Raw genomic sequence first — 23132 nt, 5'->3', positions numbered from 1 at the left:
TGCCACAACATGTGGTATAGGCACCGGTCGATCCTCCTTCCATCGGAATTGGTAGCGGAATATGGCCGGGCATTCACAGTTCAAGAACATCATGCACCGCAAGGGGGCGCAGGACGCCAAGCGGGCCAAGGTTTTCACCAAGCTGATCCGCGAGTTGACGGTTTCGGCCAAGACCGGCCTGCCCGACCCGGCCATGAATCCGCGCCTGCGCGCCGCCATCATGGCGGCCCGCGCCGCCAACATGCCCAAGGACACCATGGAGCGCGCCATCAAGCGCGGCGCCGGTGGCGACGACGGCACCAATTACGAGGAAGTGCGCTACGAGGGCTATGGTCCCGGTTCGGTGGCCATCATCGTCGAGGGGCTGACCGACAACCGCAACCGCACCGCCACCGAGGTGCGCACCGCCTTCAACAAGAACGGCGGCGCCCTGGGCGAGACCAATTCCGTGTCGTTCATGTTCGACCGGGTCGGCGCCATCCGCTACCCGGCTTCCGCCGCCGGTGCCGAGGCCATGTTCGAGGGCGCGCTCGACGCCGGCGCCGACAACGTGGAATCCGACGAGGACGGCCACGAGATCACCTGTGCCCCCGATGACCTGGGCGCGGTGCGCGACGCGCTGGAAGCCAAGTTCGGCACGCCGGAATACGCCCGCCTGGACTGGAAGCCCCAGACCACCGTGCCGGTCTCCGACGAGGAAACCGCCCGCACCCTCTTGAAGCTGCTGGACATCCTGGAGGACAACGACGACGTCCAGCGCGTCCAGGCCAATTTCGAGATTCCCGACGAGATCATGGAAAAGCTGGGGTGAGAATTTTGGGGTTGGACCCGGGGTTGCGCAATACCGGCTGGGGCGTCATCGACGCCGTGGACAACCGGCTGCGCCATGTGGCGGACGGAGTGATCCGTCCAGCCACCGAAGCCCCGCTGGCCGAGCGCCTGGTCCAGCTCCATGACGCCATTCTTTCGGTGATCGCCGAATTCGGCCCCGACGAGGCGGCGGTGGAGGAAACCTTCGTCAACATGAACCCGGCCAGCACGCTGAAGCTGGGCCAGGCCCGGGGCGTGGTGCTGCTGGTCCCCGCCAAGGCCGGCTTGCCGGTGGGCGAATACGCCGCCACCCTGGTCAAGCAATCGGTGGTCGGCACCGGGCGCGCCGCCAAGGAGCAGGTGGGCATGATGGTGCGCACCCTGCTGCCCGGCTGCCTCGCCGCCACCCCCGACGCCGCCGACGCCCTGGCGGTGGCCATCTGCCACGCCCATCATCGCGGCACTCAGCAGAAGCTGGCGAAGGCGGTGGCGCGATGATCGCCAAGCTGAAGGGCCTGATCGATTCCCTGGGCGACGACTGGGCGGTGGTGGATTGCCACGGCGTCGGCTATCTGGTGGCCTGTTCGGCCAAGACCCTGGCGCGGCTGGAGGTGGGAGTCGCCGCCACCCTGTTCGTCGAGACCCAGGTGCGGGAAGACGCCATCTCGCTGTTCGGCTTCCTGGAAACCGGCGAGCGCGACTGGTTCCGCCTGCTGACCACGGTGCAGGGGGTGGGGGCCAAGGTGGCCCTGGCCATCCTGTCGGTGGCCTCGCCCGAGCAGCTTTTGCAGATCATCGCGGCGCAGGACAAGGCGGGGCTGACCCGGGCCAACGGCGTGGGGCCGAAGCTGGCTTTGCGCATCCTCACCGAGTTGAAGGACAAGGCGGGCAAGATCGCGCTGGGCGGCTTTCATGCCGCCGCCGGGGCCGTGGCTTCCGCCGCGCCGCTGCCCGCCGGTTCCGGCCGCATGGAGGATGCCGTCTCCGCCCTGGTCAATTTGGGCTACAAGCGCCTCGAAGCCTTCCAGGCGGTGGGGGAAACCGCCCGCGAGCTGGGTGACGACGCCGAGTCCTCGGCCCTGATCCGCGCCGCGCTGAAGCGCCTGGGCAAGGGGCTGCTGGCATGATGGGGGTCTGTCATCCCGAGGCGAAGCCGAAGGATCTTTCAGCCGCAGTGCCTGAAAGATCCCTCACTGCGTTCGGGATGACATGTTCGGGAGGCTGCTCATGACTCCCCGCATGGTCTCGCCCGAGCAGAATTCCACCGATGCCGAGACCTCGCTGCGGCCGCTGTCGCTGGATGATTTCGTCGGCCAGCGACAGGTGTGCGAGAACCTCAAGGTGTTCATCACCGCCGCCCGCGCCCGCGGCGACGCGCTGGACCACGTGCTGTTCCATGGCCCGCCCGGCCTGGGCAAGACCACCCTGGCCCAGATCGTCGCCCGCGAGCTGGGGGTGGGCTTTCGCGCCACCTCCGGCCCGGTGATCCAGCGGGCCGGCGATCTGGCTGCGCTCTTGACCAATCTCGAGCCCAACGACGTCCTGTTCATCGACGAAATCCATCGCCTTAATCCTGCCATAGAGGAGGTTCTCTATCCTGCGATGGAGGACTTTCAGTTGGATCTGATCATCGGTGAAGGGCCGGCGGCCCGTTCCGTGCGCATCGATCTGCCCCGCTTCACCCTGGTGGGGGCCACCACCCGCTCGGGCCTGCTGACCACGCCCTTGCGCGAGCGTTTCGGCATTCCCTGCCGCATGAATTTCTACGAGCCGGCCGAGCTGGAAAGCATCGTGTCGCGCGGCGCCCGCGTGCTGGGCTTCGATCTCACCCCCGACGGCGCCGCCGAGGTGGCGCGACGCTCCCGGGGCACGCCGCGCGTGGCCGGCCGCCTGCTGCGCCGGGTCAGGGATTTCGCCGCGGTGGCCGGCAAGTCGCCGGTGGATGCCGCCATCGCCGACGCGGCGCTGAACCGCCTGGAAGTGGACCGCATCGGCCTGGACGCCATGGACCGCCGCTACCTGCGTTGCATCGCCGAGAATTACGGCGGCGGGCCGGTGGGGGTGGAAACCCTGGCCGCCGCGCTGTCGGAAAGCCGCGACACCCTGGAAGAGGTGGTCGAGCCCTATCTGCTGCAGCAGGGCATGATCCAGCGCACGCCGCGCGGCCGCATGCTGTCGGCCTCGGGCTTCAAGCATATCGGCCTCAATCCGCCCAAGGATCTGCTGGTCCAGCTGGATCTGCTCACCCGCATGGACGAGGAGGGGGAATGAGCGGGGCGCACACCCTTATTGTTCCGTCATGCCCGGACTTGATCCGGGCATCCATGGATCGCCGGGTCAAGCCCGGCGATGACGGGAAAAATAATGGGGGCAGGCCATGACCCACACCTTCCCCATCCGCGTCTATTACGAGGATACCGATGCCGGCGGCATCGTCTATCACTCCAACTACCTGAACTTCGCCGAGCGGGCGCGCACCGAGCTGGTGCGCGAGTTGGGCGTCAGCCAGCGGGCCATGCTGGAGGACGGCGAGGGAACCGCCTTCGCGGTGCGCTCGGCCAACATGGACTTCCGGCGCCCGGCCAGGCTGGACGACCTGCTTTCGGTGGAAACCGAGGTGACTTCCATCGGTGGCGCCAGTATTGAACTGGACCAGCGGATCATCCGCGCCGACGACGGAACTGAATTGGTGCGCATCGGGGTGCGCCTGGGCTATATCACCCTGTCCGGCAAACCGGCCCGCATTCCGGCGCCGGTCAGGGAATTGTTCGCGAAGCGGATCAGCGAAAGGCGGTAGGTGTCATGGATCCTTCTCAGGCAGTAGGCGCGGCCGGAGCGGCGGCGCAGATGGACTTGTCCATGTGGGCGCTGTTCATGCGCGCCGATATCATCGTCAAGCTGGTGATGATTTCCTTGCTTGTGGCCTCGTTCTGGTGCTGGGCCATCATCTTCGACAAGCTGATGAAGGTGCGCCAGCTCACCACCCGGGCCGACCAGTTCGAGGAGGCCTTCTGGTCCGGCGGGTCGCTGGAGGAGCTTTACGACCGCATCGGCGCCCGGCCCATGGACCCCATGTCGTCCATCTTCGTCGCCGCCATGCGCGAATGGCGCCGTTCGGCGGCCAAGGGGCTGGCCGACCGCGATTCGACGCGGGCCAGCCTGCCCCAGCGCATCGACCGGGTGATGAGCGTGACCTTGGGCCGCGAGATGGAGCTCTTGGAGCGCCGCCTGGGCTTCCTGGCCTCGGTGGGCTCGACGGCGCCGTTCATCGGCCTGTTCGGCACGGTGTGGGGCATCATGAACTCGTTCCAGTCCATCGCCGCGACCAAGAACACCTCGCTGGCCGTGGTGGCGCCCGGCATCGCCGAGGCGCTGTTCGCCACCGCGCTGGGCCTGGTGGCCGCCATTCCGGCGGTGATCGCCTACAACAAGATCTCCAACGACCTGGACCGCTATTCCAAGCGTCTGGAGAACTTCGCCGGTGAATTCGGCGCCATCCTGTCGCGCCAGCTCGAGGAGAAGGCCTGATGGGCGCGTCCATCGGCGCCCGCAAGGGCGGGCATTCCCGCCGCTTCCGGCCGGTGGCCGAAATCAACGTCACGCCGCTGGTGGACGTCATGCTGGTGCTGCTGGTGATCTTCATGGTCACCGCGCCGCTGCTCACCGCCGGCGTGCAGGTGGACCTGCCCAAGACCTCGGCGGCGCCCTTGAAGGGCGACGACCAGCCGCTGTCGGTGACCATCGACGCCCACGGCAAGATCTGGATTCAGGAAACCGAGGTGCAGATCGACGAACTGGCTCCCCGCCTTCAGGCCATCACCGCCCAGAAGCCCGAGACCCGCATCTTCGTGCGCGGCGACAAGGGCATCGATTACGGCCGCGTGATGGAGGTGATGGGCACGCTGGGAGCCGCCGGCTTCGCCAAGGTCGCCCTGGTCACCGAGGTCAAGGGCGCTTCCGAGCCGGCCAAGCCCGCCAGGAAGGGAGGTCGCTAGGCTCCCGTCATGGAAATGCGGCGCGAAAGCTACGTCTTCTCCGGTCTTCTGCATCTGGCGCTGTTCCTGCTGGCGGTGTTCGGCCTGCCGCAGTTCTGGCGCGAGCTGCCGGTGGAGGAAGCGCCCATGGTCGTCGATATCGTCCCCATCGGCGCCAAGACCAACCCGCCGCCGCTGCAGGACAACAAGCCGCAGCCCGAACCGCAGAAGGCCGAGCCCGAGCCGCCCAAGCCCGAGCCCCCCAAGCCCGAGCCGCCCAAGCCCGAACCGCCCAAGCCGCCGCCGCCGCCCACCCCGGCGCCGCCTCCGCCGCCCGCGCCCGCGCCTCCGCCCCCCAAGCCGGAGCCGGCACCCATGCCGAAGCCGGAACCCAAGCCCGAGCCCAAGCCCGAGCCGCCGCCGCCCCCCAAGCCCGAGCCGCGCCCCGAGCCGCCCAAGAAGCAGAAGGACGTCAAGGACGAGCTGGATTCGCTGCTGAAGTCGGTGGACAAGAAGAAGCCCACTCCCCAGGAGGAACTGGACAAGCTTCTCAAGTCCACCGAGAAGCTCAAGCCCTCGGTGCCGGAAAACAAGACCGCCACCCAGACCGCGCCGCAATCGGTCAGGGGCTCGGCGTCGCACAATCCCCTCGAGCCGGTCTCCATGACCGAGCGCGACCGTATCCGCGCCCATATCGAGCGGTTCTGGAACGTGCCGGCCGGGGCCAAGGACGCCGACAAGCTGGTGGTGCAGATCAAGGTCTCGGTGCTGCCCGATGGAACGGTGACCGCCGCCGACGTGGTCGCCGACCCGCTGATGATGCTCAACCCGTTTTATCAGGCCGCCGCCGACAGCGCGCGCCGCGCCGTGCGCGCCGCCAGCCCGTTGCCTATTCCGGCGGACAAGTACGAGCAGTTCAAGGATTTCACGTTGGCCTTCAACCCCAAGTTCGCGGCAGGAAGATGATCCCCATGACTCGCATCCGCTCGCTCTTGGCGCTTTGCGCCTTCGTCGTCCTCGGGGTCCTGGCGGCTCTGCCCGCCAATGCCGAGGTGCGCATCGACATCACCCGCGGCCAGATGAAGCCGCTGCCCATCGCCATTCCCGACTTCGCCGGCGATGCCCGCATCGGCGCCGACATCGCCCGGGTGGTGTCCGCCGATCTGGAGCGGTCGGGCCTGTTCCGGCCCATCGATCCCAAGGCGTTCATTCAGACGGTGGCCAGCCTGCAGGCCGGGCCGCGTTTTCCCGACTGGAAGGCCATCAACGCCGAGGCCCTGGTCAGCGGCAAGGTGGAAAGCGGCGCCGACGGGCGCATCCGGGTGGAATTCCGTCTGTGGGACGTGTTCAACGAAGCCTACATGACCGGCTGGACGCTCTCGGCCTCGCCCCAGGACTGGCGGCGGCTGTCGCACAAGGTGGCCGACGCCATCTACAAGCGGGTGACCGGCGAGGACGGCTATTTCGACACCCAGATCGTCTACATCGCGGAATCCGGTCCCAAGAACGACCGCAAGAAGCGCCTTTCGATCATGGACCAGGACGGCGAGAACCACCGCTTCCTCACCGACGGATCGGAATTGGTTCTTACGCCGCGCTTCTCGCCCAGCGCCCGCGAGATCACCTACCTGTCGTATTTCAAGGGCGTGCCCCGGGTCTACATCTTCAATCTGGACACCGGACGGCGCGAATCCCTGGGCAACTTCCCCGGCATGACCTTCGCGCCGCGCTTCTCGCCCGACGGCAACAAGGTCATCTTCAGCATGGCCGAAAGCGGCAATACCGAAATCTACGAGATGAACCTGCTGACCCGTCAGAAGAAGCAGCTGACCTTCAGCCCGGCCATCGAGACGGCGCCCAGCTATTCCCCCGACGGCCAGCAGATCGTCTTCGAATCCGACCGCAGCGGCGGCCAGCAGATCTACGTCATGGGGGCGGACGGCTCCAATCCGCAGCGCATCAGCTTCGGCGACGGCCGCTACGCCACGCCGGTCTGGAGCCCCAGAGGCGATCTCATCGCCTTCACCAAGCAGAAGGGTGGGCAATTCTTCATAGGTGTCATGCGCACCGATGGTTCGGGCGAGCGCCTGCTGGCCGAGGGTTTCCTGGTGGAAGGCCCCACCTGGGCGCCCAACGGCCGGGTCCTGTCCTTTTTCCGCGAATCTCCTTCGGATGAGCGCGGGCGGGGCCAGGTGGTGCGTCTGTACACCATCGACCTGACCGGCGTTAATGAAAGAGTGCTCTTGACCCCCATCGACGGGTCGGATCCTGCGTGGTCCCCCTTGATTCCCTAGAATTATGTTTGTATAGTCCGCGCCGATTAGGATTTAATCCGGTGACATCGGGTCCCATCGCTAACGGTGTCATTGGTGGGGCGTGTCGTCCTTGATCGGACGGCGCGGAGTCTCTAAGGTCCGATCTTATTTCCATTCCCGCGTCGCATTGAGGGGGAGTCCTCAAATATGAAACTGCGTTTCCTGACCATCGTTGCCGCCGCCGCTCTGCTGGCCGCTTGCGAATCCGCTCCTTCCGATACCGGTGCCAAGGGTGGCGCTGGCCAGACCTCTCCGGCCGTTTCCTCGGGCATCGTGAAGGGCTCGAAGGAAGACTTCGTCGCCAATGTCGGCGACCGCGTCTTCTTCGACTTCGACAAGTCCAGCCTGCGCGCTGACGCCAAGGCCACCCTGGACAAGCAGGCTGCCTGGCTGAAGGCCTATCCGAACTACTCGCTGACCATCGAAGGTCATGCCGACGAGCGCGGCACCCGTGAGTACAACCTGGCTCTGGGTGAGCGTCGCGCCAATTCGGTCGCCGAGTACCTGAAGGCCGCCGGCGTCGCCGCCGCTCGCGTCAAGACCGTCTCCTACGGCAAGGAGCGCCCCGTCGCTCTGGGCTCGAACGAGGCCGCCTGGTCGCAGAACCGTCGTGGCGTGACCGTCCTGAACTAATCAGGCCGTTTACGGACGAAAAGAATGGGGCGCCTGCCTCCGCTTCGGCGGGGCAGGCGCCTTATTTGTTTTTCCGGGATGTCACCATCCGGGATTCCTTGCCTTGCTCTTGCCTTGATCGCGTTCAATAGTCATTCTTCCGCATCCGTTTCGAAGATGAGGTAGGCCGTGCGTCGTCTGGTTCTTGCCACCGCCTTTTGCGCGCTGATGCTCGGCGCCGGTTCCGATCCCGCCTCGGCCCAGGCCGACACCAGGGCGCTGTACGACCGCATCGAGCGGCTGGAACGCGATCTGATGACCATGCAGCAGCAGGCGGCGCGCGGCACCACCACGGTGGTGCGCTCCAACGACGGCAGCGTGGCCGGCACCATGGCGTCGCGCCTGGAGGACCGCATCAACGAACTGGAGGAAGCCAACCGCTTCCTCACCGGCAAGATCGAGGAGGCCAATTTCAAGGCCTCGCAACTGGCCAAGCAGATGGAGCGCATGCAGGCCGATCTCGACCTGCGCTTCAAGGATCTGGAGGCGGCGCGCGGTTCGGCCCCGTCCTCGTCCACCGCCCCCGCGCAGCCCCAATCCCTGTCCATGCCGGCGGCCGGCGCCACCACGCCCAGCGGCGCCCCGGTGCTGATTCCGCCCAAGGGCGTCAAGCCCGGCGCCAATTCCGCCGACAACGAAGGCCCCGCTCCGGGGCCGCAGACCCTGGGCTCCATGCCGGCCGGCGCCCTGAAGAAGGGCGAGGCCGAATCGCAGCAGCAGGCGGCCAAGGCCCCTCCGAAGGATGCCCAGTCGGCCTATGAGGAGGCCTACGGCCTGCTGCAGAAGGGCGATTACGACGGGGCGGAGCGCGGGCTGCAGGCCTTCCTCAAGGCCCACCCCAACCACCAGCTGGCGGGCAACGCCCAGTTCTGGCTGGGCGACATCGCCTTTTCCCAGAAGAAGGACTTCGCCGCCTCGGCCAAGCTGTTCGGCGAGGCCTACAAGAAGTACCCCAAGCATACCAAGGCCCCCGACATGCTCTATAAGCTGGGCGCCTCGTTCGGCCATCTGAACATGAAGGACCAGGCCTGCCGCACCTACGCCCTGCTGTTCGCCGAGCATCCCGACATGGCCGACCGCATCAAGCGCGCCGTCCAGGGCGACAAGCAGCGCCTGGGCTGTAAGTGACCTTGCATTGGGCTGCCGCCCAAACCCGCTTGGAGGCGATGCCTCCAAGCCTCCCTTTGTCTTATCGATGAAAAAGAATGGGGGCCGGGGCAAACGCCCCGGATGGGTTCGGGCGATAGCCCGATATGTTGGGGACGCCTGAAGACCATGTCCGTCCTGCCGCTGACATCCGACGAGTTTTCCCGCCTGATGGCGCCGATGGGGCCGTTCGAATCCGCGCCGCGCCTGGGGGTCGCGGTGTCGGGCGGCGCCGATTCCATGGCGCTGGTCCTGCTGGCTGCCGATTGGGCGAAGGAGCGGGGGGGCGAGGTGGTGGCGCTGACCGTCGATCACGGCCTGCGCCCCGATTCCGCCGCCGAGGCCGAGCGGGTGGGGCACTGGCTGGACGACCAGGGCATCGCTCGCCGTATCCTGGCCTGGACGGGGGAAAAGCCCCGGGCCGATCTTCAGGCGGCGGCGCGAACCGCCCGCTACCGCCTGCTGGGTGGGGCCTGCGCCGCCCGGGGCATCCTGCATCTGCTGCTGGCCCATCACCGCGACGACCAGGCCGAGACCCTGCTGCTGCGCCTGGGGCGCGGCTCGGGGCTGGAGGGGCTGTCGGCCATGGCGCCCGAGCGCCCCACCCCCTGGGGCCGCCTGCTGCGGCCGCTGCTGACGGTCCCCCGCGCCCGGCTGGAGGCCACCTTGCGGGAGAGGGGCCGGGAGTGGATCACTGATCCCTCCAACGCCAATTCCGCCTTCGCCCGGGTGCGGCTGCGCCGTCTGGCCCCCGCCCTGGCCGCCGAGGGGCTGAGCGGCGAGCGTCTGGCCGCCACCGCCCGCACCCTGGCCCGCGCCCGGGAGGCGATCGACACCATGGTGGCCGAGGCGGCTCTCCGCCACGTGGTCCTTGATGCGGCCGGCTATGCCCGCCTCAACTCCCACGCCCTCGCCGGGCTGCCCGACGAGGTGGGACTGCGTCTGCTGGCCCGCCTGCTGCTGGCGGTGGGCGGCGAGGCGCACACTCCCCGGCTGGAACGGCTGGAACGGCTGTACGGTGCCTTGCGGGACGGTCCGGCGACGGCCCGCACCCTGGCGGGCTGCCGCGTCGTGCCCCAGGGCTCGGGCGTGGTGATCTGCCGCGAGCCGGAGCGGGTGGAGGGCATGCTGCCCCTGATTCCGGGGGCGCGAATTCGCTGGGACGGGCGGTTCGAGGCGGTGGTGGCCCCCCATGCGCCGCCGGGCTTGAGCCTGGGGGCGCTGGGGTCGCAGGGGCGGCGAAAGGTGGCGGATCTGCTGGGCCGCGCGCGGCCGGAGCCGGTGCCCGCCTGCGCCTGTCCCACTTTACCTGCGCTTTACGATGAGCGGGGTATTCTCGCGGCGCCGCACCTCGGCTATAACCGGGAGGAGGCCGGGCGCCTGCTGATCGGCTTGCGCGCCGCGCCGCTCCATGTTCTTACCGTTTCCGCTTGTGCCGGCGGGAATCGGCACTATGTGTAGACGACTTGGTCCGGTACAGCACTTGACGGGAAGGACGCTACCTTGAATTTCAGCAAGAACCTGGCGTTGTGGGTCATCATCGCCGTGCTGCTGGTGATGCTCTTCAATCTGTTCCAGGCATCCTCGCCGCCACGCGGTCCGGGCCAGACCTCCTATTCCGAATTCCTGGCCGACGTGGATCGCGGCGCCGTCGCCGACGTGACCATCCAGGGCAGCGTGGTCAACGGTCATTTCACCGACGGCCGCCCCTTCACCACCTACATGCCCCAGGACGTCAACATCGTCGACAAGCTGCGCGCCCACAACGTGCGCATCACGGCGGTGCCGCCGTCCGACGACGCGCCGACGCTGTGGAGCGTGCTGGTGTCGTGGTTCCCCATGCTGCTGCTGATCGGCGTCTGGGTGTTCTTCATGCGCCAGATGCAGGGCGGCGGCGGCAAGGCCATGGGCTTCGGCAAGTCCCGCGCCCGCCTGCTGACGGAAAAGACCGGCCGCGTCACCTTCGAGGACGTCGCCGGCATCGACGAGGCCAAGTCCGAGCTGGAGGAAATCGTCGAGTTCCTCAAGGACCCGCAGAAGTTCCAGCGCCTGGGCGGCAAGATTCCCAAGGGCTGCCTGCTGGTCGGCCCGCCCGGCACCGGCAAGACCCTGCTGGCCCGCGCCATCGCCGGCGAGGCCAACGTGCCGTTCTTCACCATCTCGGGCTCCGACTTCGTCGAGATGTTCGTGGGTGTCGGCGCGTCCCGCGTGCGCGACATGTTCGAGCAGGGCAAGAAGAACGCCCCCTGCATCATCTTCATCGACGAGATCGACGCGGTGGGCCGCCATCGCGGCGCCGGCCTGGGCGGCGGCAACGACGAGCGCGAGCAGACCCTCAACCAGCTGCTGGTCGAGATGGACGGCTTCGAGTCCAACGAGGGTGTCATCCTGATCGCCGCCACCAACCGTCCCGACGTGCTGGACCCGGCGCTGCTGCGTCCCGGCCGCTTCGACCGTCAGGTGGTGGTGCCCAATCCCGACATCCTGGGCCGCGAGAAGATCCTCAAGGTCCACATGCGCAAGGTCCCCCTGGCCCCCGACGTGGACGCCAAGATCATCGCGCGCGGCACCCCCGGTTTTTCCGGCGCCGACCTGTCCAATCTGGTCAACGAGGCCGCCCTGCTGGCGGCGCGCGCCGGCAAGCGCGTGGTGACCATGGCCGAATTCGAGGCGGCCAAGGACAAGGTCATGATGGGCGCCGAGCGCCGCTCCATGGTGATGAGCGACGACGAGAAGAAGCTGACCGCCTATCACGAGGCCGGCCACGCTCTGGTGATGATGCACGTGCCCGGTCACGAGCCGCTGCACAAGGTGACCATCATTCCGCGCGGCCGGGCCCTGGGCGTCACCATGTCGCTGCCCGAGCGCGACCGCTACTCCCTGTCGCTGAAGCAGATCAAGGCGATGATCGCCTCGTTCTTCGGCGGCCGCGTCGCCGAGGAGATGATCTTCGGCCTGGACGCGGTGACCACGGGGGCCTCCAACGACATCCAGCGCGCCACCGACCTGTCGCGCAAGCTGGTGACCGAGTACGGTTTCTCCGAGAAGCTGGGGCCGTTGCGCTACAACGACAACCAGGAGGAAATCTTCCTCGGCCATTCGGTGACCCAGCACAAGAACGTGTCGGAAGCCACCGCCAGCCTGATCGATTCCGAGGTGCGCCGCTTCGTGGAGGAGGGCGAGAACACCGCCCGCGAGATCCTCGCCAAGTACCGCGCCGAGCTGGAGATCATCGCCAAGGGCCTGCTGGAATACGAAACCCTGTCCAAGGACGACATCGACGCCCTGATCCGGGGTGATTCCATCAACCGCGACGGCAACGAGTGGCGCCCCAAGGACCCGCCGCGCCGCTCGTCGGTGCCCTCGTCCGGCCCCGGCTCGCGTCCCGGCTATGATCCGGAGCCGCAGCCCGGTGCCTGACGTGTCGGTGTCGTCCGCCTTCACCCGAAGCCCCGCCCTGCCGCGGGGCTTCGACGTCTCGGGAGGCGGCCTCCATCTCCTGCCCACCGGTCTGGTGTGGGGCGAGCAGGCCGCCGCCGCGATCATCTCGGGCAATGGCTGGCCCCTGGCCGACGGCTGGGCCGCCTTCACCGCGCTGGGGGTGATCACCCGGCGGGCGGGGGGAGGGGCCGCCCTGGCCGTGGCCCCCTTCGCCGAGGTGGTGGACTGGGCCGAGGGCGAGGACCCGGCGCTCGCCCGCCTGGTGGCCGAGACCATTCATCGCATGGGCGCCCGTCGCCGGCCCTGGGGTGGGCTGGAGATGGACCGGCCCCGCATCATGGGCATCGTCAACGTCACCCCCGACAGCTTCTCCGACGGCGGCGAGGTGTTCGAGGCCGACGCCGCCATCACGCGCGGCCTCGCCCTGGCCGAGGCCGGAGCCGACATCATCGACGTGGGCGGCGAATCCACCCGGCCCGGCGCCGACCCGGTCGGCCCGGAGGAGGAGGCGCGCCGCGTGCTGCCCGTGGTGCGCGCCCTGGCGGAAAAGGGCCTGTGCGTCTCCATCGACACCCGCCACGCGGCGATCATGGGGGCGGCGGTGGAGGCGGGGGCCAGGATCATCAACGACGTCACCGCCCTGCTGGGGGATTCCGAGTCCCTGACGGTGGCGGCCCGAAGCGGCGCCGATCTCTGCCTGATGCACATGCAGGGCGACGACCCCCGCACCATGCAGGCGGCGCCGGTCTACGCCTCGGCGCCGCTCGACGTGTTCGACCATCTCGCCGCCCGGGTGAGGGAATGCGAGGCGGCCGGCATTCCCCGCGAGCGGATTTGCCTCGACCCCGGCATCGGCTTCGGCAAGACGCCGGAGCATTGCGTCCAGATCCTGGGGAGCCTGGCCGTGCTGCATGGCCTCGGCCTGCCGCTGCTGCTGGGGGTCAGCCGCAAGAGCTTCGTGGCGCGGCTGTCCCGGGGCGAGGCGGCTTCGGCCCGCCTGCCCGGGACGCTCGCCGCCAATCTGGCCGGACTGGACGCCGGGGTTCAGGTGCTGCGCGTCCACGACGTGCCCCAGACGGCGCAGGCGGTGGCCATCTGGAAGGCCATGCGGGCCGGCGGATAAAGTCCGCGGATCATGCGGAAGAGTCCTGTTGCCAAGCCCCATGAGTCTCTGTATAAGGCTGCCTTCGGCTTCGGCCTCATTCCGTAAGAGCGGCTGCGCTACTGGCAAGGCGGCTAACTGCGGGAGGCTCTTTGAATTGACTGTTTTCACCGATCGGCGCTCCGATGGGGCGCCGATCCGATTTGACGGATGACTTGAACATGGAAAGCCAGAACATCCGCATCCGCCTCAAGGCGTTTGATCATCGCGTGCTGGACCAGTCCACCCGCGAGATCGTCAACACCGCCAAGAGGACCGGGGCGCAGGTGCGCGGTCCGATCCCGCTTCCCTCGCGGATCGAGAAGTTCACCGTGAACCGTAGCCCGCACATCGACAAGAAGTCGCGCGAGCAGTTCGAAATTCGGACTCACAAGCGGCTTCTGGATATCGTCGACCCGACCCCGCAGACCGTGGACGCGCTGATGAAGCTCGACCTGGCCGCCGGCGTCGATGTCGAGATCAAGCTCTAAGGAACCTAACAATGCGCTCTGGTCTCATCGCCCAGAAGGTCGGCATGACGAGGATCTTCACCGCTGACGGCACCCATGTGCCGGTCACCGTGCTGAAGGTCGACACCTGCCAGGTGGTCTCGACCCGCTCTGTGGAAAAGGACGGCTACGTCGCCGTTCAGCTTGGTGCCGGTACCGCCAAGGTGAAGAACGTGAGCAAGCCTGCTCGCGCCAACTTCGCCAAGGCCAAGGTCGAGCCCAAGAAGAAGCTGGTTGAATTCCGTGTCGCGCCCGAGAACGTTCTCGAGGTCGGCACCGAACTCTCCGCTGCCCATTTCATCCCCGGTCAGTACGTGGACGTGACCGGCACCACCATCGGCAAGGGCTTTGCCGGCGGTATGAAGCGCTGGAACTTCCGTGGCCTCGAGGCCACGCACGGCGTTTCGGTGTCGCACCGCTCCCACGGCTCCACCGGCCAGCGCCAGGACCCCGGCAAGGTGTTCAAGGGCAAGAAGATGGCCGGTCATCTGGGTGATGAGCAGGTGACTACTCAGAACCTCACCGTGGTGTCCACCGACGCCGATCGCGGCCTGATCCTGGTCAAGGGTTCGGTTCCCGGTCACGAGGGGTCCTGGGTGCTCGTCCGCGACGCGGTGAAGCGCAAGCTGCCTGATGGCGTGCCGTTCCCGGCCGGCGTCAAGGCCGCGGCCTCGGCCGAGTAAAGGATCAAGGCGATGAAGACGAACGTAATCAGCCTGGACAACCAGACCGTCGGCGAAATCGAACTGGCCGACGAGATCTTCGCCGTGCCGGTGCGTGGGGACATCCTGTTCCGCGCCGTCAACTGGCAGCTGGCCAAGCGCCAGTCCGGCAATCACAAGACCAAGACCATCAGCGAGATTTCCGGCACCACCAAGAAGCCCTTCGCGCAGAAGGGTGGCGGTCGTGCCCGTCAGGGTTCGCTGCGCTCCGCCCAGTTCCGTGGCGGCGCCACCATCTTCGGCCCCGTGGTGCGCTCGCACGCCCACGATCTGCCCAAGAAGGTCCGCAAGCTGGCCCTGAAGACCGCCCTGTCGGCCAAGGTGGCCGACGGCAAGCTGATCGTGGTGGACGCGGCCAACGCCGGTTCGCCCAAGACCAAGGACCTGGCCGCCCGCCTGGCCAAGCTGGGCCTGAGCTCGGTGCTGTTCATCGACGGCTCCGCCGTGGACGGCAACTTCGCTCTCGCCAGCCGCAACATCCCCTTCGTGGATGTGCTGCCGAGCCAGGGTGCCAACGTCTATGACATCCTGCGCCGTGAAACCCTGGTCCTGACCAAGGACGCGGTCGCCGCCCTGGAGGCTCGCCTGAAATGAGCAAGCTCGTCATCAGCAAGGAGCGGATGTACGACGTCGTCCGCGCCCCCGTGATCACCGAAAAGGCGACCATGGGCTCCGAGTACCGTCAGGTCACCTTCAAGGTGCCGCTGGACGCGACCAAGCCGGAGATCAAGGCCGCTGTCGAGGGTATTTTCGGGGTGAAGGTCACCGCCGTGAACACCCTGATCGCCAAGGGCAAGGTCAAGCGCTTCCGCGGCCGTCCCGGCGTGCGTTCCGACGTCAAGAAGGCGGTCGTGACGCTGGCCGAGGGCCACTCCATCGACGTGACCACGGGAGTCTGAGACCATGGCACTGAAGACTTTCAAGCCCACGACTCCGGGCCGTCGCCAGCTGGTCCTGGTCGATCGCTCTGAACTGTGGAAGGGCAAGCCCGAGAAGGGCCTGACCGAAGGCCTGCGCTCCAAGGGCGGCCGCAACAACACCGGTCGGGTCACCGCCCGGTGGCGTGGCGGCGGGCACAAGCGCCGCTACCGCATCATCGACTTCAAGCGCAACAAGTTCGACGTTGCCGCCACGGTCGAGCGTCTGGAGTACGATCCCAACCGTACCGCCTTCATCGCTCTGGTGTCCTACGCCGACGGCGAGAAGGCCTACATCATCGCCCCGCAGCGTCTGGCTGTCGGCGACCAGGTGATCGCCTCCGAGAAGGCCGACATCAAGCCGGGCAACGCCATGCCGCTGAAGAACATCCCCGTGGGCACCGTGGTGCACAACGTGGAGCTCAAGGTGGGCAAGGGTGGTCAGCTGGCCCGTTCGGCCGGCACCTACGTCCAGCTGGTCGGCAAGGATCAGGGCTACGCCCAGCTCCGCCTGGCCTCGGGCGAGCTGCGCATGGTTCGCGGTGAGTGCATGGCCACCATCGGCGCCGTGTCCAACCCGGACCAGCAGAACGTCTCGCTGGGCAAGGCCGGCCGCGCCGTGTGGATGGGCCGTCGCCCCTCCGTCCGCGGTGTCGCCATGAACCCGATCGACCACCCGCACGGCGGCGGCGAAGGCCGCACCTCGGGCGGCCGTCATCCGGTCACCCCGTGGGGCAAGCCCACCAAGGGCAAGAAGACTCGCAGCAACAAGAAGACGGACCGGCTCATCATGCGCCGCCGTCAGACTCAGTAGGAGGGGCTGAAACATGGCTCGTTCCGTTTGGAAAGGCCCCTTCCTCGACGGCTACATGCTGGGAAAGGCCGACAAGGCCCGCGCCAGCGGCCGCAACGAGGTCATCAAGATCTGGTCGCGTCGTTCGACCATCCTGCCGCAGTTCGTCGGTCTGACCTTTGGCGTCTACAACGGCCAGAAGTTCATTCCGGTGCTGGTGACCGAGAACATGATCGGACACAAGTTCGGTGAGTTCTCGCCGACCCGCACGTTCTACGGCCACGCGGTCGACAAGAAGGCGAAGAGGAAGTAAGCCATGGGCAAGAAACCCGCAGACAGGGTCCTGGCGGAGACCGAGGCCAAGGCTTTCCTGGCCACCATCCGCACCAGCCCGCGCAAGCTCAACCTGGTTGCCGAAAGCATCCGCGGCCTCAAGGCCGACGTGGCGCTCAACGCCCTGACCTTCTCCAAGCGGCGCATCGCCGTGGTGGTGCGGTCGGTGCTGCAGTCCGCCATCGCCAATGCCGAGAACAACCACCAGCTGGACGTCGACCGTCTCTATGTCGCCGAGGCCCACGTGGGCAAGGCCATGGTGATGAAGCGTTGGAAGGCGCGCGCCCGTGGCCGCGTCGGCCGGATCGAGAAGCCGTTCAGCAATCTGACCGTCATCGTGCGCGAACGCGCCGAAGCGGCGGGGGAGTAAGCAGATGGGTCAGAAAGTCAATCCGATCGGCCTGCGCGTCGGCATCAACCGCACCTGGGATTCCCGGTGGTTCGCGGACGAGACCTACGCCAAGCTGCTGCACGAGGACCTGAAGCTCCGCAAGTACCTGCGCGAGAAGCTGGCCCAGGCCGGCGTGTCGCGCGTGGTCATCGAGCGTCCCGCCAAGAAGGCCCGCATCACCATCCATACCGCCCGTCCGGGCGTGGTGATCGGCAAGAAGGGCGCGGACATCGAGGTGCTGCGCAAGGAGCTCTCGAAGATGACCGGTGGCGAGGTTCACCTCAACATCGTCGAGATCAGGAAGCCCGAACTGGATGCCCAGTTGGTGGCCGAGTCCATCGCCCAGCAGCTCGAGCGCCGCGTCGCCTTCCGTCGCGCCATGAAGCGCGCCGTGCAGTCGGCCATGCGTCTGGGCGCCCAGGGCATTCGTATCAACTGCTCCGGCCGTCTGGGTGGCGCTGAAATCGCCCGCATGGAGTGGTACCGCGAAGGCCGCGTGCCGCTGCACACGCTGCGTGCCGACGTGGATTACGGCGTGGGCACCGCCCGCACCACCTACGGCACCTGCGGCGTGAAGGTTTGGGTGTTCAAGGGCGAGATCCTCGCCCATGACCCCATGGCCCAGGACAAGCGCGCCGCCGGGGAAACCGCCCCGGCCGAACGCCGCTGATTTGAGAGGGAAGAGAGATGCTTTCTCCCAAGCGTACTAAGTTCCGCAAGGCCCACAAGGGCCGGATCAAGGGGGTCACCAAGGGTGGTTCCGCCTTGAATTTCGGCGCCTACGGCCTCAAGGCCCTGGAGCCCGAGCGCATCACCGCCCGCCAGATCGAGGCCGCCCGTCGCGCCCTGACCCGTCACATGAAGCGTCAGGGCCGCGTGTGGATCCGCATCTTCCCGGACCTGCCGGTGTCGTCCAAGCCTGCCGAAGTCCGCATGGGCTCCGGTAAGGGCGCGCCCGAGTTCTGGACCGCCCGCGTGGCTCCCGGCCGCATCCTCTTCGAGGTGGATGGCGTCGCCGAGGAAATCGCCCGTCACGGTTTTGCCCTGGCCGCCGCCAAGCTGCCGATCAAGACCAAGTTCATTTCTCGGATCGGGGATATCTAGCCATGGCGACCAAGGCTGCCGATCTGCGCCAGAAGAGTGTTGACCAGCTGAAGGAGCAGGTCATCGCGCTCAAGAAGGAGCAGTTCAATCTTCGCTTCCAGCGGGCCTCCGGCCAGCTGGAGAATACCGCCCGGGTGCGTGCCGTGCGTCGCGAGATCGCGACCATCAAGACGCTGCTCGGCGAGCGCGCCAAAAGCGCGTCCTAAGGAGGCCCATTCAAATGCCGAAGCGCATTCTTCAGGGCGTCGTGGTGAGCGACAAGATGGACAAGACCGTGGTGGTCAGCGTCGAGCGGCGCGTGATGCACCCGATCTACAAGAAGTTCATCCGTCGTTCCAAGAAGTACCACGCCCACGACGAGAACAACGTCTGCAAGACCGGCGAGACCATTCGCATCCGCGAATGCGCGCCGATCTCCAAGACCAAGTGCTGGGAAGTGATCGTCGAGCCCCAGGCTTGACGGTCGCGACTGGATATAAGGAAGAGACATCATGATCCAGATGCAAACCAACCTGGACGTCGCCGATAATTCGGGTGCCCGCCGGGTGCAGTGCATCAAGGTGTTGGGCGGCTCGCACCGGACCATCGCCACGGTGGGCGACGTCATCGTCGTTTCCATCAAGGAGGCGATTCCGCGTGGCCGCGTGAAGAAGGGTGACGTGCACCGCGCCGTCATCGTTCGTACCGCCAAGGAAATCCGTCGTCCCGACGGCTCCGCCATCCGGTTCGACACCAATGCAGCCGTCCTGATCAACAAGCAGGGCGAGCCCATCGGCACCCGTATTTTTGGCCCCGTCACTCGTGAGCTTCGCGGCAAGAAGTTCATGAAGATCATCTCTCTGGCTCCGGAGGTCCTCTAATCATGGCTTCCATGAACGTGAAGAAGGGTGACCGGGTCGTCGTTCTCGCCGGCAAGGACAAGGGCAAGAAGGGCGAGGTCATCGCCGCCATGCCGTCCGAGCAGCGCGTCATCGTCTCCGGCGTCAACATGGTGAAGCGCCACACCCGTCCCTCCGCCACCTCCCAGGGCGGCATCGTGGAGAAGGAGGCGTCGATCCACGTCTCCAACGTCGCCCACGAGGACCCCAAGGACGGCAAGGCGACCCGCATCGGTCACAAGATCCTCGAAGACGGTCGGAAGGTGCGCGTTGCGCGTCGCTCCGGCGAAGTCATCGACCGGTAAGCCGAAGGAACAGACAGATGGCACGTCTGCGCAAGCACTACGATACGGTCGTCAAGCCCGCCCTGCAGAAGGAGTTCAACTACGCGAACCCCATGCAGGTGCCGAAGCTCGAGAAGATCGTGATCAACATGGGCGTCGGTGAAGCCGCCCAGGATTCCAAGAAGATCGAGTCGGCCATTGCCGAGTTGACCATGATTTCCGGCCAGAAGCCGGTCAGCACCAAGGCCAAGAAGTCCATCGCCCAGTTCAAGCTGCGCGAAGGCCAGGTCGTGGGCTGCAAGGTCACCCTGCGGGCCGAACGGATGTACGAATTCCTCGACCGCCTGATCAACATCGCGCTGCCCCGCGTCCGCGACTTCCGTGGCGTTCCGGGCAAGAGCTTCGATGGCCGCGGCAACTACTCGCTGGGCCTGAAAGAGCAGATCGTCTTCCCGGAAATCAACTACGACAAGGTTGAGACCATCCGCGGCATGGACATCATCTTCGTCACCACGGCCAAGTCCAACGAGGAGGCCAAGGCCCTCCTCAAGGGCTTCGACATGCCGTTCGTGGCCTGATTGGAGATTTAGGCAATGGCTAAGATCAGCTCGGTCGAGCGCAACAAGAAGCGTGAGCGCATGGCGGCCCAGTTCGCCGCTCGCCGCGCCAAGTTGAAGGCGATCGCCAACAACCGTGAAGCCAGCCCGGAGGAGCGCTTCGAAGCCTCCCTGAAGCTGGCGGAGCTGCCCCGCAACTCGTCCAAGATCCGCGTGCGTCTGCGCTGCGAGGTCACGGGCCGTTCGCGCGGTAACTATCGCAAGTTCAAGCTGTGCCGGAACAAGCTGCGCGAGCTCGCCTCGCAGGGCCAGATTCCCGGCATGGTCAAGTCCAGCTGGTAAGGGAGGACGATCCATGTCCATGACCGATCCTCTCGGCGATCTGCTGACCCGCATCCGCAACGGCCAGCGGGCCAACAAGTCCACCGTTGTCTCGCCGGCGTCCAGCCTGCGCGCCAACGTCCTCGAGGTGCTGAAGCGCGAAGGCTACATCCGCGGCTACTCCAAGAGCGAGCTGCGCCCCGGCGTCGCCCAGCTCAGCATCGAACTGAAGTATCACGAGGGTCAGCCGGTGATCCGGGAAATCTCGCGCGTGTCCACTCCGGGCCGCCGCGTCTATTCCAAGATCGCCGACCTTCGCCGCGTCGCCAACGGGCTGGGGATCACCATCCTCTCGACCCCGCGCGGCGTCATGTCCGACTCTGAGGCTCGCACTCAGAACGTCGGCGGCGAAGTCCTCTGCGAAGTGTTCTAACGGAGGGACCTGAAAATGTCGCGAGTCGGCAAATATCCCGTCTCGGTGCCGTCGGGTGTCACCGTTCAGATCACCGGACCCGAAGTCACCGTCAAGGGCAAGCTGGGTGAGTCGACGCTCACCCTCAGGGACAACGTCGAGGTCACCCTCGACGGCAACCTGATCTGGGTGAAGCCCAAGAACGAAACCAAGCACGCCCGCATGATGTGGGGCACCACCCGCGCGCACCTGAACAACATGGTCAAGGGCGTGTCGGAGGGGTTCACCGTCAACCTCGAGATCAACGGCGTCGGTTACCGCGCCGCGGTCGAGGGCAAGTCGCTGAAGCTGCAGCTCGGCTATTCGCACGACATCGAATATCCGATCCCGGCCGACGTGACCATGAAGTGCGACAAGCCCACCGCCATCTCGATCTCCGGCCGCGACAAGCGTCAGGTCGGCCAGATCGCGGCGGAGATCCGCGCCTTCCGTGGTCCCGAGCCCTACAAGGGCAAGGGCATCAAGTACGAAACCGAGACTATCCTCCGCAAGGAAGGTAAGAAGAAGTAAGGGGCTCCGCCATGATGACGCCGAAGAATCTTTTCGAGCGCCGCAAGCGGCGCGCCCGCCAGAGCATCAAGGAGAAGGGCAACGGCCGTATCCGTCTGTCCGTCTTCCGCTCCGGCAAGAACATCTACGTCCAGGTGATCGACGACCTCAAGGGCGTCACCCTGGCCGCCGCCTCGACGCTCGACAAGGAGCTGAAGGGCAATTTGAAGACCGGCGCCGACAAGGAGGCTGCGGCCGCCGTCGGCAAGCTGATCGCCGAGCGGGCCAAGGCGGCGGGCGTCACGGAAGTGGTGTTCGACCGCGGCGGCTACATCTACCACGGTCGGGTCAAGGCCCTGGCCGATGCGGCCCGCGAAGGCGGCCTGTCTTTCTGAGGATGATGAGCAATGGCACGTACTCCCTCTTCTGATCGTCCCGAGCGCGGCCGTGGCGGCGAGCGCGGCGAACGCGGCGACCGCCCGAATCGCGGTCGCGGCGGCGCCGAGCAGACCCCGCGCGAGCGCGAGGAATCGGAATTCGTCGATAAGCTGGTCCACATCAACCGCGTCGCCAAGGTGGTGAAGGGTGGCCGTCGCTTCGCCTTCGCCGCCCTGGTCGTGGTGGGTGACGCCAAGGGCCGCGTCGGCTGCGGTTCGGGCAAGGCCCGCGAAGTTCCGGAAGCCATCCGCAAGGCCACCGAACAGGCCAAGCGCAACATGATCAAGATCGCGCTGCGCGAGGGTCGCACCCTGCATCATGACGCCTTCGGCCATTTCGGTGCCGGCCGCGTCATCCTGCGGGCCGCCCCGGCCGGTACCGGCATCATCGCCGGCGGCCCGATGCGCGCCGTGTTCGAGACCATGGGTGTCCAGGACGTCGTGGCCAAGTGCCTCGGCACCTCCAACCCGCACAACATGATCAAGGCGACCTTCGACGCCCTGATCAACCTGGCTTCTCCCCGCCATGTCGCCGCCAAGCGCGGCAAGAAGGTGGGCGAGATCATCGGTCGTCGCGACGGTGCCGCCGCCGCGGCCGCCGCCGGCGCTTGATCGGGAGGACATTGAACATGGCCGCCAAGAAGACCACCGCCGCCAAGGCGACCGTCAAGGTCACCCAGATCGGCAGCCCCATCGGCCGTCCGGCCGACCAGGGCGCCACGCTGATCGGCCTGGGCCTGGGCAAGATGCACCGCACCCGTGAGCTGGAGGATACTCCGGCGGTGCGCGGCATGATCACCAAGGTCCGCCATCTGGTGCGCGTCGAAGACTAGAACATCCGGGGGCCGGGGCTGAATGCCCCGGCCGACCGTGACGAGGACGAAAAGAAATGAAGCTCAACGAACTTCGCGACAACGAGGGCGCGCGCTACCAGTCGAAGCGCCTCGGCCGTGGCATCGGCTCCGGCAAGGGCAAGACTTCGGGCAAGGGCGTGAAGGGTCAGACCTCGCGCACCGGCGTGGCGATCAACGGCTTCGAAGGCGGTCAGATGCCCATCTACCGCCGTCTGCCCAAGCGCGGGTTCAACAACCCGAACGCCAAGCACTTCGCCGTGATCAATCTCGGCCGCCTGCAGAAGGCCATCGACGGTGGTCGCATCGATGCCGCCAAGCCCATCAACGCCGAGGCCCTGTCGGCCGCCGGCCTGATCGGCAAGGTCCTGGACGGCGTCCGCCTGCTGGGCCATGGCGAGATCAAGGCCAAGGTCGCCATCGAGGTGACCGGTGCCTCGGCCGCGGCCATCGCCGCCGTCGAGAAGGCCGGCGGCTCGGTCACCGTGACCGCGCCCAAGGCCGCTGCCGAGTGAATTGGGAGGTGAGGGGCCGCGCGCCCCTCACGCTCTTTCACGCGTCGAATCCCCAGCCCG

At 66.7% G+C, this 23132-nt stretch carries 35 protein-coding genes; all 35 read left to right on the top strand.

Translation table 11 applies throughout. The features are described from left to right. Window positions 1-61 precede the first annotated feature (61 nt). The 35 genes from ACV4UZ_RS10125 to rplO all read left to right on the top strand — a co-directional run bounded on the left by ACV4UZ_RS10125 (window position 62) and on the right by rplO (window position 23072). Window positions 62-811, top strand: a complete 750-nt coding sequence (locus tag ACV4UZ_RS10125; protein ID WP_491600736.1) for a YebC/PmpR family DNA-binding transcriptional regulator — start codon at window positions 62-64, stop codon at window positions 809-811. Continuing rightward, window positions 808-1308 (top strand): crossover junction endodeoxyribonuclease RuvC, encoded by a 501-nt coding sequence (gene ruvC / locus ACV4UZ_RS10120; protein WP_491600735.1) that lies wholly within the window; start codon window positions 808-810, stop codon window positions 1306-1308. The genes ACV4UZ_RS10125 and ruvC overlap by 4 nt, the downstream gene beginning before the upstream one ends. Next, window positions 1305-1937, top strand: a complete 633-nt coding sequence (gene ruvA, locus ACV4UZ_RS10115; RefSeq protein WP_491600734.1) for a Holliday junction branch migration protein RuvA — start codon at window positions 1305-1307, stop codon at window positions 1935-1937. Before ruvC ends, ruvA begins: the two co-directional genes overlap by 4 nt. Window positions 1938-2037: 100 nt before the next feature. Beyond that, entirely contained in the window at window positions 2038-3081 is a 1044-nt protein-coding gene (gene ruvB / locus ACV4UZ_RS10110) for a Holliday junction branch migration DNA helicase RuvB (RefSeq protein WP_491600733.1), read from the top strand. Between the two features lie 106 nt (window positions 3082-3187). After that, window positions 3188-3607: a tol-pal system-associated acyl-CoA thioesterase gene (ybgC, locus tag ACV4UZ_RS10105; RefSeq protein WP_491600732.1), complete on the top strand. Its 420-nt coding sequence runs from the start codon at window positions 3188-3190 to the stop codon at window positions 3605-3607. A gap of 5 nt (window positions 3608-3612) precedes the next feature. Next, a complete protein-coding gene (gene tolQ / locus ACV4UZ_RS10100) occupies window positions 3613-4338 on the top strand; it encodes a protein TolQ (RefSeq protein ID WP_491600731.1) in 726 nt (241 codons plus the stop codon). Continuing rightward, the gene (tolR, locus tag ACV4UZ_RS10095; RefSeq protein WP_491600730.1) at window positions 4338-4805 is read left to right on the top strand and encodes a protein TolR; all 468 of its coding nucleotides are present in this window, start codon (window positions 4338-4340) and stop codon (window positions 4803-4805) included. Before tolQ ends, tolR begins: the two co-directional genes overlap by 1 nt. 9 nt (window positions 4806-4814) lie before the next feature. After that, window positions 4815-5750 carry a TonB C-terminal domain-containing protein gene (locus tag ACV4UZ_RS10090; RefSeq protein ID WP_491600729.1) on the top strand — a complete coding sequence of 312 codons (936 nt, stop codon included), beginning with the start codon at window positions 4815-4817 and terminating at the stop codon, window positions 5748-5750. Continuing rightward, window positions 5747-7078 carry a Tol-Pal system beta propeller repeat protein TolB gene (gene tolB, locus ACV4UZ_RS10085; protein ID WP_491600728.1) on the top strand — a complete coding sequence of 444 codons (1332 nt, stop codon included), beginning with the start codon at window positions 5747-5749 and terminating at the stop codon, window positions 7076-7078. Before ACV4UZ_RS10090 ends, tolB begins: the two co-directional genes overlap by 4 nt. A 168-nt stretch (window positions 7079-7246) precedes the next feature. After that, window positions 7247-7732: a peptidoglycan-associated lipoprotein Pal gene (pal, locus tag ACV4UZ_RS10080; protein WP_491600727.1), complete on the top strand. Its 486-nt coding sequence runs from the start codon at window positions 7247-7249 to the stop codon at window positions 7730-7732. A gap of 168 nt (window positions 7733-7900) precedes the next feature. Then, entirely contained in the window at window positions 7901-8899 is a 999-nt protein-coding gene (gene ybgF, locus ACV4UZ_RS10075; protein WP_491600726.1) for a tol-pal system protein YbgF, read from the top strand. A 147-nt stretch (window positions 8900-9046) separates the two neighbouring features. Next, on the top strand, window positions 9047-10378 hold the full coding sequence (gene tilS / locus ACV4UZ_RS10070; protein ID WP_491600725.1) for a tRNA lysidine(34) synthetase TilS: 1332 nt from the start codon (window positions 9047-9049) through the stop codon (window positions 10376-10378). Window positions 10379-10474: 96 nt separating this feature from the next. Further along, a complete protein-coding gene (gene ftsH / locus ACV4UZ_RS10065; RefSeq protein ID WP_491600856.1) occupies window positions 10475-12337 on the top strand; it encodes an ATP-dependent zinc metalloprotease FtsH in 1863 nt (620 codons plus the stop codon). Further along, window positions 12330-13481: a dihydropteroate synthase gene (gene folP, locus ACV4UZ_RS10060; RefSeq protein ID WP_491600724.1), complete on the top strand. Its 1152-nt coding sequence runs from the start codon at window positions 12330-12332 to the stop codon at window positions 13479-13481. The genes ftsH and folP overlap by 8 nt, the downstream gene beginning before the upstream one ends. Before the next feature lie 200 nt (window positions 13482-13681). Continuing rightward, window positions 13682-13990 carry a 30S ribosomal protein S10 gene (rpsJ, locus tag ACV4UZ_RS10055; RefSeq protein ID WP_002725423.1) on the top strand — a complete coding sequence of 103 codons (309 nt, stop codon included), beginning with the start codon at window positions 13682-13684 and terminating at the stop codon, window positions 13988-13990. 11 nt (window positions 13991-14001) lie between these two features. Further along, complete coding sequence (gene rplC, locus ACV4UZ_RS10050; protein ID WP_491600723.1) at window positions 14002-14691, top strand: 50S ribosomal protein L3; 690 nt, start codon at window positions 14002-14004, stop codon at window positions 14689-14691. A 12-nt stretch (window positions 14692-14703) separates the two neighbouring features. Then, a complete protein-coding gene (rplD, locus tag ACV4UZ_RS10045) occupies window positions 14704-15324 on the top strand; it encodes a 50S ribosomal protein L4 (protein ID WP_491600722.1) in 621 nt (206 codons plus the stop codon). Next, window positions 15321-15629 (top strand): 50S ribosomal protein L23, encoded by a 309-nt coding sequence (locus ACV4UZ_RS10040; RefSeq protein ID WP_085374940.1) that lies wholly within the window; start codon window positions 15321-15323, stop codon window positions 15627-15629. The genes rplD and ACV4UZ_RS10040 overlap by 4 nt, the downstream gene beginning before the upstream one ends. A gap of 4 nt (window positions 15630-15633) precedes the next feature. Further along, window positions 15634-16461, top strand: a complete 828-nt coding sequence (gene rplB, locus ACV4UZ_RS10035; RefSeq protein WP_085374941.1) for a 50S ribosomal protein L2 — start codon at window positions 15634-15636, stop codon at window positions 16459-16461. A gap of 13 nt (window positions 16462-16474) precedes the next feature. Beyond that, complete coding sequence (gene rpsS / locus ACV4UZ_RS10030; protein ID WP_008615453.1) at window positions 16475-16753, top strand: 30S ribosomal protein S19; 279 nt, start codon at window positions 16475-16477, stop codon at window positions 16751-16753. A gap of 3 nt (window positions 16754-16756) precedes the next feature. Next, on the top strand, window positions 16757-17143 hold the full coding sequence (gene rplV, locus ACV4UZ_RS10025; protein ID WP_491600721.1) for a 50S ribosomal protein L22: 387 nt from the start codon (window positions 16757-16759) through the stop codon (window positions 17141-17143). 4 nt (window positions 17144-17147) lie between these two features. Then, entirely contained in the window at window positions 17148-17834 is a 687-nt protein-coding gene (gene rpsC / locus ACV4UZ_RS10020; protein WP_068433077.1) for a 30S ribosomal protein S3, read from the top strand. Between the two features lie 17 nt (window positions 17835-17851). Then, window positions 17852-18268: a 50S ribosomal protein L16 gene (gene rplP / locus ACV4UZ_RS10015; protein ID WP_008615450.1), complete on the top strand. Its 417-nt coding sequence runs from the start codon at window positions 17852-17854 to the stop codon at window positions 18266-18268. A gap of 2 nt (window positions 18269-18270) precedes the next feature. Then, a complete protein-coding gene (gene rpmC, locus ACV4UZ_RS10010; RefSeq protein WP_008615442.1) occupies window positions 18271-18474 on the top strand; it encodes a 50S ribosomal protein L29 in 204 nt (67 codons plus the stop codon). Between the two features lie 14 nt (window positions 18475-18488). Continuing rightward, the gene (rpsQ, locus tag ACV4UZ_RS10005; protein ID WP_491600720.1) at window positions 18489-18728 is read left to right on the top strand and encodes a 30S ribosomal protein S17; all 240 of its coding nucleotides are present in this window, start codon (window positions 18489-18491) and stop codon (window positions 18726-18728) included. Window positions 18729-18759: 31 nt separating this feature from the next. Continuing rightward, window positions 18760-19128: a 50S ribosomal protein L14 gene (gene rplN / locus ACV4UZ_RS10000; protein WP_068489803.1), complete on the top strand. Its 369-nt coding sequence runs from the start codon at window positions 18760-18762 to the stop codon at window positions 19126-19128. A 2-nt stretch (window positions 19129-19130) separates the two neighbouring features. After that, the gene (gene rplX, locus ACV4UZ_RS09995; protein WP_085374944.1) at window positions 19131-19451 is read left to right on the top strand and encodes a 50S ribosomal protein L24; all 321 of its coding nucleotides are present in this window, start codon (window positions 19131-19133) and stop codon (window positions 19449-19451) included. Between the two features lie 17 nt (window positions 19452-19468). Further along, entirely contained in the window at window positions 19469-20008 is a 540-nt protein-coding gene (gene rplE / locus ACV4UZ_RS09990) for a 50S ribosomal protein L5 (RefSeq protein WP_491600719.1), read from the top strand. Between the two features lie 15 nt (window positions 20009-20023). After that, entirely contained in the window at window positions 20024-20329 is a 306-nt protein-coding gene (gene rpsN, locus ACV4UZ_RS09985) for a 30S ribosomal protein S14 (protein ID WP_009868554.1), read from the top strand. A 13-nt stretch (window positions 20330-20342) separates the two neighbouring features. After that, on the top strand, window positions 20343-20741 hold the full coding sequence (rpsH, locus tag ACV4UZ_RS09980) for a 30S ribosomal protein S8 (protein ID WP_491600718.1): 399 nt from the start codon (window positions 20343-20345) through the stop codon (window positions 20739-20741). Between the two features lie 15 nt (window positions 20742-20756). Continuing rightward, window positions 20757-21290, top strand: coding sequence for a 50S ribosomal protein L6 (gene rplF, locus ACV4UZ_RS09975; protein ID WP_491600717.1), 534 nt, complete (start codon window positions 20757-20759; stop codon window positions 21288-21290). A gap of 11 nt (window positions 21291-21301) precedes the next feature. Continuing rightward, window positions 21302-21664: a 50S ribosomal protein L18 gene (gene rplR, locus ACV4UZ_RS09970; RefSeq protein WP_491600716.1), complete on the top strand. Its 363-nt coding sequence runs from the start codon at window positions 21302-21304 to the stop codon at window positions 21662-21664. Window positions 21665-21676: 12 nt separating this feature from the next. Further along, window positions 21677-22318 (top strand): 30S ribosomal protein S5, encoded by a 642-nt coding sequence (rpsE, locus tag ACV4UZ_RS09965; RefSeq protein WP_082700437.1) that lies wholly within the window; start codon window positions 21677-21679, stop codon window positions 22316-22318. A 17-nt stretch (window positions 22319-22335) separates the two neighbouring features. Continuing rightward, entirely contained in the window at window positions 22336-22539 is a 204-nt protein-coding gene (gene rpmD / locus ACV4UZ_RS09960; RefSeq protein ID WP_491600715.1) for a 50S ribosomal protein L30, read from the top strand. A 56-nt stretch (window positions 22540-22595) separates the two neighbouring features. After that, complete coding sequence (rplO, locus tag ACV4UZ_RS09955; protein WP_491600714.1) at window positions 22596-23072, top strand: 50S ribosomal protein L15; 477 nt, start codon at window positions 22596-22598, stop codon at window positions 23070-23072. Window positions 23073-23132: the final 60 nt, after the last annotated feature.

Source organism: Paramagnetospirillum sp. (assembly GCF_058402745.1).
The sequence above is the reverse complement of the archived record's forward strand: the minus strand, read 5'-3'. Positions and strand labels throughout refer to the sequence as shown.

What these genes read in the sequence shown, in the direction of transcription:
- ACV4UZ_RS10125 (WP_491600736.1), top strand. Translation starts at nt 62, where the DNA reads ATGGCCGGGCATTCACAGTTCAAGAACATCATGCACCGCAAGGGGGCG.
- ruvA (WP_491600734.1), top strand. Translation starts at nt 1,305, where the DNA reads ATGATCGCCAAGCTGAAGGGCCTGATCGATTCCCTGGGCGACGACTGG.
- ruvB (WP_491600733.1), top strand. Translation starts at nt 2,038, where the DNA reads ATGACTCCCCGCATGGTCTCGCCCGAGCAGAATTCCACCGATGCCGAG.
- ybgC (WP_491600732.1), top strand. Translation starts at nt 3,188, where the DNA reads ATGACCCACACCTTCCCCATCCGCGTCTATTACGAGGATACCGATGCC.
- tolQ (WP_491600731.1), top strand. Translation starts at nt 3,613, where the DNA reads ATGGATCCTTCTCAGGCAGTAGGCGCGGCCGGAGCGGCGGCGCAGATG.
- tolR (WP_491600730.1), top strand. Translation starts at nt 4,338, where the DNA reads ATGGGCGCGTCCATCGGCGCCCGCAAGGGCGGGCATTCCCGCCGCTTC.
- ACV4UZ_RS10090 (WP_491600729.1), top strand. Translation starts at nt 4,815, where the DNA reads ATGGAAATGCGGCGCGAAAGCTACGTCTTCTCCGGTCTTCTGCATCTG.
- tolB (WP_491600728.1), top strand. Translation starts at nt 5,747, where the DNA reads ATGATCCCCATGACTCGCATCCGCTCGCTCTTGGCGCTTTGCGCCTTC.
- pal (WP_491600727.1), top strand. Translation starts at nt 7,247, where the DNA reads ATGAAACTGCGTTTCCTGACCATCGTTGCCGCCGCCGCTCTGCTGGCC.
- tilS (WP_491600725.1), top strand. Translation starts at nt 9,047, where the DNA reads ATGTCCGTCCTGCCGCTGACATCCGACGAGTTTTCCCGCCTGATGGCG.
- ftsH (WP_491600856.1), top strand. Translation starts at nt 10,475, where the DNA reads ATGCTCTTCAATCTGTTCCAGGCATCCTCGCCGCCACGCGGTCCGGGC.
- rpsJ (WP_002725423.1), top strand. Translation starts at nt 13,682, where the DNA reads ATGGAAAGCCAGAACATCCGCATCCGCCTCAAGGCGTTTGATCATCGC.
- rplC (WP_491600723.1), top strand. Translation starts at nt 14,002, where the DNA reads ATGCGCTCTGGTCTCATCGCCCAGAAGGTCGGCATGACGAGGATCTTC.
- rplD (WP_491600722.1), top strand. Translation starts at nt 14,704, where the DNA reads ATGAAGACGAACGTAATCAGCCTGGACAACCAGACCGTCGGCGAAATC.
- ACV4UZ_RS10040 (WP_085374940.1), top strand. Translation starts at nt 15,321, where the DNA reads ATGAGCAAGCTCGTCATCAGCAAGGAGCGGATGTACGACGTCGTCCGC.
- rplB (WP_085374941.1), top strand. Translation starts at nt 15,634, where the DNA reads ATGGCACTGAAGACTTTCAAGCCCACGACTCCGGGCCGTCGCCAGCTG.
- rpsS (WP_008615453.1), top strand. Translation starts at nt 16,475, where the DNA reads ATGGCTCGTTCCGTTTGGAAAGGCCCCTTCCTCGACGGCTACATGCTG.
- rplV (WP_491600721.1), top strand. Translation starts at nt 16,757, where the DNA reads ATGGGCAAGAAACCCGCAGACAGGGTCCTGGCGGAGACCGAGGCCAAG.
- rpsC (WP_068433077.1), top strand. Translation starts at nt 17,148, where the DNA reads ATGGGTCAGAAAGTCAATCCGATCGGCCTGCGCGTCGGCATCAACCGC.
- rplP (WP_008615450.1), top strand. Translation starts at nt 17,852, where the DNA reads ATGCTTTCTCCCAAGCGTACTAAGTTCCGCAAGGCCCACAAGGGCCGG.
- rpmC (WP_008615442.1), top strand. Translation starts at nt 18,271, where the DNA reads ATGGCGACCAAGGCTGCCGATCTGCGCCAGAAGAGTGTTGACCAGCTG.
- rpsQ (WP_491600720.1), top strand. Translation starts at nt 18,489, where the DNA reads ATGCCGAAGCGCATTCTTCAGGGCGTCGTGGTGAGCGACAAGATGGAC.
- rplN (WP_068489803.1), top strand. Translation starts at nt 18,760, where the DNA reads ATGATCCAGATGCAAACCAACCTGGACGTCGCCGATAATTCGGGTGCC.
- rplX (WP_085374944.1), top strand. Translation starts at nt 19,131, where the DNA reads ATGGCTTCCATGAACGTGAAGAAGGGTGACCGGGTCGTCGTTCTCGCC.
- rplE (WP_491600719.1), top strand. Translation starts at nt 19,469, where the DNA reads ATGGCACGTCTGCGCAAGCACTACGATACGGTCGTCAAGCCCGCCCTG.
- rpsN (WP_009868554.1), top strand. Translation starts at nt 20,024, where the DNA reads ATGGCTAAGATCAGCTCGGTCGAGCGCAACAAGAAGCGTGAGCGCATG.
- rpsH (WP_491600718.1), top strand. Translation starts at nt 20,343, where the DNA reads ATGTCCATGACCGATCCTCTCGGCGATCTGCTGACCCGCATCCGCAAC.
- rplF (WP_491600717.1), top strand. Translation starts at nt 20,757, where the DNA reads ATGTCGCGAGTCGGCAAATATCCCGTCTCGGTGCCGTCGGGTGTCACC.
- rplR (WP_491600716.1), top strand. Translation starts at nt 21,302, where the DNA reads ATGATGACGCCGAAGAATCTTTTCGAGCGCCGCAAGCGGCGCGCCCGC.
- rpsE (WP_082700437.1), top strand. Translation starts at nt 21,677, where the DNA reads ATGGCACGTACTCCCTCTTCTGATCGTCCCGAGCGCGGCCGTGGCGGC.
- rpmD (WP_491600715.1), top strand. Translation starts at nt 22,336, where the DNA reads ATGGCCGCCAAGAAGACCACCGCCGCCAAGGCGACCGTCAAGGTCACC.
- rplO (WP_491600714.1), top strand. Translation starts at nt 22,596, where the DNA reads ATGAAGCTCAACGAACTTCGCGACAACGAGGGCGCGCGCTACCAGTCG.